6 protein-coding genes are annotated in these 5334 nt (G+C 41.5%); 2 read left to right on the top strand and 4 right to left on the bottom strand.

Features of this window, described 5'->3' with window-relative positions; translation table 11 throughout:
• Positions 1-1071 (bottom strand): DUF4350 domain-containing protein (locus F6K37_RS31230; RefSeq protein WP_287254430.1); only part of this gene is annotated, 1071 nt, incomplete at its 3' end.
• Positions 1072-1112: 41 nt separating this feature from the next.
• Positions 1113-1748, bottom strand: a complete 636-nt coding sequence (locus tag F6K37_RS31235; RefSeq protein ID WP_008191386.1) for a DUF4129 domain-containing protein — start codon at positions 1746-1748, stop codon at positions 1113-1115.
• A gap of 163 nt (positions 1749-1911) precedes the next feature.
• Here F6K37_RS31235 and F6K37_RS31240 point away from each other — a divergent pair, with 163 nt between their 5' ends.
• Positions 1912-2346, top strand: coding sequence for an SRPBCC domain-containing protein (locus tag F6K37_RS31240; protein WP_008191388.1), 435 nt, complete (start codon positions 1912-1914; stop codon positions 2344-2346).
• 115 nt (positions 2347-2461) lie between these two features.
• On the opposite strand, the gene F6K37_RS31245 is transcribed toward F6K37_RS31240, so the two are convergent.
• A complete protein-coding gene (locus F6K37_RS31245) occupies positions 2462-2635 on the bottom strand; it encodes a hypothetical protein (RefSeq protein ID WP_008191390.1) in 174 nt (57 codons plus the stop codon).
• Between the two features lie 682 nt (positions 2636-3317).
• Between F6K37_RS31245 and F6K37_RS31250 the strand changes: the two genes are divergently transcribed.
• Positions 3318-3458 (top strand): hypothetical protein, encoded by a 141-nt coding sequence (locus F6K37_RS31250; protein WP_154659988.1) that lies wholly within the window; start codon positions 3318-3320, stop codon positions 3456-3458.
• A 24-nt stretch (positions 3459-3482) separates the two neighbouring features.
• Here the strand turns inward: F6K37_RS31250 and F6K37_RS31255 are convergent, their stop codons facing one another.
• A complete protein-coding gene (locus F6K37_RS31255) occupies positions 3483-5195 on the bottom strand; it encodes a dynamin family protein (RefSeq protein ID WP_008191396.1) in 1713 nt (570 codons plus the stop codon).
• Positions 5196-5334: the final 139 nt, after the last annotated feature.

Consider the following 5334-nt stretch of genomic DNA (forward strand, 5'->3'; position numbering starts at 1 on the left):
TGACTCCCTAATACGACGTTTACTAGATTGAATTTCCAGCAATTGTTTCAGTTCTGTAGCTGGACGTCCAGTTTGCTCAACCCAAGCATCAATTAGAGCTTGATCCTCAAGCAGAGTCTGTCCTAATCCCAGTGCTTTTTGCAGTTGCAGTTGTTCGTCTTTTCCCACAACTTCCAACACAAACTCACTGCTGCCTGCTTTTTGCAAAACACCTGCTAATGCTCGGATGTAGGCTTCGCTGTTATCCACCACTGGTTCAGATAAGGTCAATGGTTGTCCAAAGCGGCGATTCAGAGCCCAGATGGCAACCAGAAGAATGATTAATCCTTGGATAAAGGCTGGCAACAGAGGGGTTTTCGCTAAATAACTGAATAGAGTCTCACCTACCTCTCGCTTGATCACATCTACATCTTTGTAACCGTGGAGGTATTCATCCACCCAAACGGGATTTTGCTTAGTTAAATTCCCCTCTGCTTTCAAGGGAGTAACCAGTTGGGCTAATAATTCATAGTTAGCCGGAAAGTCCTGATAGGCATTGGCAGCCAGATCCGATGTAGTGGCAAAGATAACTCTACCATCACCAATAGGCTTTTCCCAAACCACAGCACCAAAGCGATCGCTTAAAATTTTCTTCCCCTGATTACCCTTGTATCGCCGCCTGGTGTTAACCTTAACCTTTCCCGTGGAAGCCTCTTGGAGAGTACTAAAAGCAGCGTCAGTAACCGGCTGCTTGACTCCCAAAATCACCATCCTATTGCCCTGTTTAATCCATTCTCGCTCTTTACCATAAATAGCATCTACTGTCAACCAACTAGTGACACGCAATAAGGTAACCGAGCCTTGAGCATCCGTCTGATTCGCTAAATCCTCAAAGGGTTTTTGCCAACGCTGTACAGGAGTTCCCCGTTTTGCCATGTAAGCGTACCAAGCGCCATAGCCATAGGGAGCGCGGCTGTAAGTAGAACCGCTATTGATTTTATTATTAGCTGGAGCAGCTACCAGGGTAATCATCATTAGTACCACGATTGCGATCGCACTAATTACCCCTAACCGACGCTTAGGAAATTTCATCCTTCATCCTTGGCCTTTCACCCACGCTACGCGAACATACTTTATCCTTGGCCTTTCGGCCACGCTACGCGAACAACCTTCATCTGTTGATAAGCCTCCTTGCACCGTTCAAAAACCTGACTAGAGACTTCGGCGTTACTAAAACACAACTGCTGGTGGGTGATCAGTAAGATTTGGTATGGTTTAGGTTGCGGTAATTGCTGGATGAGTTGTAGATATTCTCCATCCGTGCGACTAGGATGGCGAGGGGCAATGCCAGTATCGTGTAATTGCTGCAACATCCCCATATACAAGCAACGACAGGCTTCCCTGTAGTTAGCCTGCTGCTGATAGTTTTGCGATCGCTCCCACCAATTGACCACTGATAATTCTCGAACTGGTCGTTTTGTCACTCTGTTTGCAGCTTGAGTAAGTTGTTGGTAATAAGAAATAATATAAGGATGTAATGCTCTGATCAGTCGCACCCCTAGCCAGCTTAGGATTACAGCCACAAGTAACCAAAACGTTATCCTAATCCCCTGGCCTAGTATAGGAGACAGTAACCAAGATGGCAGTGAGCTTTGGGGTTGGTCAAGAGGCACCTGAGACATTGTCAGCTCCCACCACTCCCCGAATTGTCGTTGCAGCAGCTGCAACTGCCAATCCAAACTGTTTTTTTCAAAGGAACCAGTAGACATAAGATACTGATAACTAATAATATCAAACAGCGGATTTAGGGCATGGATTAAGTCATCCGTGCATCCGTGTTATTATTGTGTGTAGTCCACCCTTCTATGCTTTCCCATTTACCATAATCTAAAATAACAGTACTTGAAGCCGGTAAAACTGCTATTTACTAACATGACAAGTCTCTATACTGACATTGAGATCAATGTCCCAAGGCAGAAGGTTTGGCAAATTTTGTTCCATAAACAGCAGTGGAAGTACTGGAACACATTTCTGTTTGATTGTGACTCAACTTTACGGTTTGAGCAGGGGAAAGAAGTCTTTCTGTCGCTGCGACGGCTTCCCAATGAAGAAGAGACAGAATTTGAGCCATTGGTGACACAACTTCAGCCTGGTGTGTGTCTAAGTTGGGTGTCTTCTATCCCTGGCTTTCGTAGTGAATGTGTATTTGATTTGCAAGAAATAGGAGTGGGTCGTACCAAATACGTCCACAAACACTCTTATTCCGGTATATTGTCTCGGGTGTTTCTACCGTTTATCCGAGAGGATGAGTTACGAGGTATTAAACGAATGGCATGGGAGTTGAAGCGTTATGCTGAGGGGTTTTAGAACGTTAGTATGGCGCTAGCACACGCTTAATCCGGGTGAAGTGTTAAAGATGACACTGTAGACACTAACGACTTAACCACACCCGGAAGCACTGGTTTACCAGACAAGTAATCCCTTAGTCAAGATAGCCCATTAGTTCATCTGTCCCTTCACTAACATTTGTAGCAATAGGACGATTTTGGGGTAATGGCTTTACGCTCAGCTGTTTCCTATCGATGTATCCAGAGGATCCAGTTCCTTTAGCAGTGAATTGGAGTTCCTTGTCTTTATTGCTATCTGTGCTGCTCATATCCCTCCTGGGACTCCTGAGTTAGAGTCAAAAATACCTTATTATATAGCTAAGTCTGGTCTAAGTTGACCAAGTTAGGCTTACATTGACACTCCCCACGGCGCTTATGCCGGGGGATTCTTGCTTCGACGAACTGACTTTAATACACAAGGGTTTTGCCGTTCCTCGCACCGAATAACCGTGTACAAACGTATTATCTAGTTTGAGCAAGTGTACCCAGCGGTCTGATCTCCACAAGCGTACTGGAATAAGTCATCCAGGGTTTGGGCGTGCCCCGCCCTACCTTTCACTAAAAAAACTAACTTTGGCGCTTTGGTCGGTACTCTGTCGAGTCCATGCGTTTTAAGGGTTTTTCGCTCCCTTGCTACTACCATCGCTTTACGTCGTAGATTAATTGGTGATACCGACGAATTTTCACCTGTGGTAGGCCAGCCATAGCATTATAACATAAATAAAAGAAATAAAACGCCGAATCGCTCAATACTTTAAAAGCTCAATTCTTTTAAGTGAGGGGTCAGACTAACCCCGTATCTAAAGCTAGAGGCGTATAGACCTCACCCCTGAAACTACCCAATTTTTCACTCAAGGTTATACTATCACATTTGATAGCCTTTCTATAGCTAAAGTTGCTAGAACTACCACAGCCACAGTGCTCCCCCGTGATGTTTAGTAGATTTTGGGATTGATTGAGAGATCAGTACAGTTACCAGTAAAGCTAGCAATACAGCTACCAGTTAAAGCTATTCAGGGCATGAGTACTCTAGATGTTGGCCTCAACAACTATGATTGTGCCAGCAATAGTGAACAGATTCATCGGCCATAACCCAATAGTTACGGCCAATAACCATTAATCATTACTAATCACTAATAAATCTCTAGCCTTGCTCTGGATTGTTCTATAGTCCTTAAGGATTGGTTCTAGTCCTTCTTCTTCTTTTTCAACATAATCGTCTAAATCTCCAAATACTCTTTTAATTTCTTCATAAATCAGAGTACACTTTAAGGTAAGTTGCTGATGAATATCAGATATCAACTTAGTTTTATCACTCTCTAATTTTTTGCCAATCTTGCTAATTATCATTCTTCTTTTCAGATAAAGCGCTCCCCCGGAGACTAAAATTCCAACTCCGGCAAACGCAGCACCGATAAGATCCAATATTACTATTTCCGTTATCGCCATAAATAGGCCAGCAATTACTGTTACTGCCGCTCCACCTAATATATTGGTAGCGACTCCACTAGCGTTTGATTTTAAGGAATTGATAAACTCAGCATCTTCAAGGAGCTTAGACGCTTTTTGCTTAACGTCTTCAAACACCTCATGACGGCGCTCCATAACTCGGATAGATAGATTGCTATTACTGGAATAATTCTGGATAGTCTCCAAATCTTGTATTAACGAATCAATTAGGTTTTTAATATCCCCTAAAAAATGGAGTGTCCCCTCTTTTAAGGTTTCTTCTAACGAGAGCTGTAGCTCTGGTTCATACTTAGCCTTGATCTGATCGATCCAGGCTTGGATTGAGGCATTTTTCTTAACGGTACCAACAACGGACTTATTGATTAGTTTAGGAAAGGTGAAACCAGCGCTAAAATCAGATTTTATTTGCTCAGCAACTAGATCATAGTTGGCAGCCAACTTATCCACCAGTTTAGTAATGTCATCTTGAGACTTTTTTTCACCGACAGCTAGTTTAGTTTTGATTCGTTCTACTGATGATTTATCCAGCTCTAGTTGCCGTTGGATAGATTTTAATTCATGCTCTAATTCATCAATCACGTTTTGAGTGCGATCGCTAATTGATTTAAGTTTAATTTTGTAAGTCTCCCCACCGGTAACCATATCATTAATAAATCCTCTCACTTCCCTAAACCCACTCCCCTCCTCATTCCCATTGTTTTCTAATTCCGCTGATGTCGCAAAAACTATAGGAGACTCAATATGTCGTTGACTAGCATAGTCTTTAACTCTCTGAGTATTTCGGCTTAATTCTTCTGGTTTAGTTAAATCAGACTGTTGAAGTATAAAGACTACTTTTTTACGCCATTGCTCACTAACATAATCCAGGAGTTCCCAAGCTGTTTTATGATAGGGATTCTTAGCGAAGAAGACAAAAAACACTAAATCACTGTTAGGAATATAGTTTTCAGTAATCTCTTGGTGGTTTTCCAGAATCGTATTCGTTCCAGGAGTATCGACAATTGATAAAGTTTTCAAGATATCAATGGGTAAACCAATTTTTCGTAACGTTGGGCTAATTTCTTTTTCAAACTGCTCCTCTGAATAAACAATTTTTTGAATAACATCCGTACATGGCTCAACATCAGTTTGACAAATTTTTTCTTGAATTATGGCATTAATAAAGCTACTTTTTCCGGCTTTTACTTCTCCAACAATAACTAACAAAAACGGTTCATTACTATTTTTTTGTATCGTCCTTATTTTTGACTGTAATTCCGGTTTATTGATTTGAATAACAAATTTATGCAAATCTTGTAATAGGTCATCAATATAAAGTTTGTGGTTGTACAATACTTGATCAATAATTTGATTGTTCATTAATCTTACTCCCTGGGGGGGCGACGAAAATAGTTATAAAGCAGACAGGACAAGCGATTTAGCTCTCATTCCTCGTAAATAATACTTCCATTTATTACGATTAAGTCTCATTAATTCTCGTACTAAATTAATACACTCA

It is taken from the genome of Moorena sp. SIO4E2, from assembly GCF_010671945.1.
GTDB classification, from domain to species: domain Bacteria; phylum Cyanobacteriota; class Cyanobacteriia; order Cyanobacteriales; family Coleofasciculaceae; genus Moorena; species Moorena producens.

Bases quoted from the DNA above. Each gene is read 5' to 3' on its own strand.
- F6K37_RS31235 (WP_008191386.1), bottom strand. From the start codon at position 1,748: ATGTCTACTGGTTCCTTTGAAAAAAACAGTTTGGATTGGCAGTTGCAG.
- F6K37_RS31240 (WP_008191388.1), top strand. From the start codon at position 1,912: ATGACAAGTCTCTATACTGACATTGAGATCAATGTCCCAAGGCAGAAG.
- F6K37_RS31245 (WP_008191390.1), bottom strand. From the start codon at position 2,635: ATGAGCAGCACAGATAGCAATAAAGACAAGGAACTCCAATTCACTGCT.
- F6K37_RS31255 (WP_008191396.1), bottom strand. From the start codon at position 5,195: ATGAACAATCAAATTATTGATCAAGTATTGTACAACCACAAACTTTAT.